Annotated in this window: 3 protein-coding genes; all 3 read left to right on the top strand. The window is 57.3% G+C overall.

The annotated features are described in order from the left end of the window. A partial coding sequence (locus ABIC90_RS27315; RefSeq protein WP_354359868.1) for a DUF637 domain-containing protein occupies positions 1–1,779 on the top strand: 1,779 nt, incomplete at its 5' end. 3 nt (positions 1,780–1,782) lie between these two features. Beyond that, entirely contained in the window at positions 1,783–2,103 is a 321-nt protein-coding gene (locus ABIC90_RS27310) for a hypothetical protein (RefSeq protein ID WP_354359866.1), read from the top strand. Then, positions 2,100–2,296: hemagglutinin repeat-containing protein (locus ABIC90_RS27305; RefSeq protein WP_354359864.1), on the top strand; the 197-nt coding region annotated here is incomplete at its 3' end. The genes ABIC90_RS27310 and ABIC90_RS27305, both read left to right, overlap by 4 nt.

Raw genomic sequence — 2,296 nt, 5'->3', positions numbered from 1 at the left:
ATGGCCTGGGTGAATCAACTGGCGAACGACCCGGCCTTCGCGAACAGCATCGAGTGGCAGCGGGTGCAGGAAGAGCACAAGAAGTGGGCCGAGAGCCAGACGAGCCTGGGGCCGGTGGCGGCCATCGTGGTCAGCGTGGTGGTGGGGATGGCCGTGGGTCCCGTGGCTGCCCAGGCAGGAACTGGCGCGAGCGGCGCTGCGGCGAGTGCGGGCCTGGGGACGACCATCTCGGCCGGCGTGGGCAGTGCAGTTCAAATCGGCGTCACCGCCCTTGCCAGTCAGGCCGCGGTGAGCTTCGTCAACAACGACGGCGACATCGGGAAGGTGCTCAAGGAGATGGGCAGTAGCGAGAGCATCAAGAACCTCGCCACGGCCATGGTCACGGCAGGTGTGCTCCAGGGGGTGAGCGATGTGCTGCCGGAGAACCTTGCCAACGCGACCAACGGCTCGGCGAAGTTCTCCGATCAGTTGCAGCGCCAGTTGATCGACGGTGCTGCCAAGGCGGTGGTGCGCAGTGCGATCAATGGCACCAGCTTGGAGGACGAACTGCGCGCCGGGCTGACAGGCGCCCTGCTGAACACCGTGGCAGCGCAGAGCGCTTACGGCATTGGTGGATTGAAGGACAGCGGCGACATCAACGCCTTCACGCAGAACGTCCTGCACGCCATCGCAGGATGCGCGGTTGGCGCGGTGCGTGCGGACAAAGCAAGCGGATGCGGTGCAGGTGCGCTCGGTGCTGTCATCGGCGAACTCACGGCCAGCACGCTCGGTCGCGACGAGTACGGCAATGTGCTCCCTGGTGCGGTCGAGATGACCCAAGTGCTCGCAGTCATCGCAGGCGCAGTCGCAGGACTCGATGCCAATGGCATCTACATCGCTGCAGCCTCCAGTGCCAATGCCGCGATCAACAATGCCCTGAGCATGCGCGGTTCGACGAAGCTCAAGAGCGATCTGCGTGCGTGTTCGAGCGGAACAGACAAGAGCTGCGATGTCGACAAGTTGCGCGAGGAGATGACACGCGATACCGACAAGCAAACTGCACGCATCAAGAGCGCTTGCAGTAGTTCGGGAAGCCTCGATAACTGCACGGCGCTCGCCAACAGCGCGAACTTGACGTTGAACAATCTCATCGAGGCGTCTTTCTATGCCAATACGCCCGAAAAGAGGGCGTTGATGGACGATCTGATCAGTCGTCAGCTGACGGATATGAGCGAGATGTATGAAGCTTTGGCAAAACAGCAAGCTTCGGCAGGCTTTGCTGATCTGTTGAGGACGGCAATCGCCGGTGCGTTGCCAATGGTGGGGCCGGGTGTTGGCAGCATGCTTGGCACTAAGCTGGGTGGAGCCAAAAGCAACGTTGTTCAAGTACCTAGCACCCCTGATGGCCAGTCCAATCAAAACGCCGCGTCCGGGGCAGGTAATGGACCCACTGCGGCCGCAGGAGTTATTGCATCACGGGTAAATGTGCGAACAGGCGATGCAAATACAACAGGCAGCGGAATTGAATATGCCTGGAAAAAACATGGCGGTGCGTGGGGACCCAATAAATCAGCATTCACGATATCAAAAGATGAGCTAAAAATCGCTTTACAAGATCCATTGGTTGTCAATACGCCAGCCTATCAATCGCCGACTTCCGGAAACTTTATCAGAACTGTCGACATGGGATATCCGATAGGAATCGACGCCAAGACGGGGGGGCAACCCACAAGTTTCATGACAGTTATTACGGACTCAAAGGGAAATTTGATCAACACATTTCCAGGAAAAACCTTCTAAATCATGTACAACCTGATTGTTTGGGATACAGAACTGGCAGCGGCCGGCGGAAATGGCAGTCTAAAAAAAATGTCAATTCCATTGGATTTTGCTCGACTCTTATTTCAATTGCCTTCCGCTGGGTTCCCAATTCTTTCCAGCTTGAGTTTTGATGACCATGATCTGTTTTCTGGTTTTCAGCTTGACTCTCTTGCTGGCGAGTTGATCGAAGTTCTGAATATTGACCCTTCTGCCTCGAGTCTTGTTGACTTGATGGTGAGTTTTATTCGCGACGCCAAGCTCCAAAAAAAGAGTGTCTTATTTGATCCATTTGGAAAAGAGTGAGCCGCGCAGCGCGCATCACTGGCGAAGACGTCACCCTGACCGCCAGGACCGACATCAATGTCATCGGCGCCGTGGTCGATGCAAGCAAGAGCCTCACGGCCATCGCGGGGCGCGACATCAACGTGGTGACCACCACCCGCGACTCGAAGAGCGAGACGGGTCCGCTGGCGCGCTCGGATGCATCCAGTGGCGT

Origin of the sequence: Variovorax boronicumulans (assembly GCF_040544675.1) — a bacterium.
In the GTDB taxonomy this organism is placed as follows: domain Bacteria; phylum Pseudomonadota; class Gammaproteobacteria; order Burkholderiales; family Burkholderiaceae_C; genus Variovorax; species Variovorax boronicumulans_D.
This window is presented reverse-complemented; position numbering and strand designations above follow the sequence as displayed.

Coding starts and splice junctions, on each gene's coding strand:
- ABIC90_RS27310 (WP_354359866.1), top strand. CDS start 1,783: ATGTACAACCTGATTGTTTGGGATACAGAACTGGCAGCGGCCGGCGGA.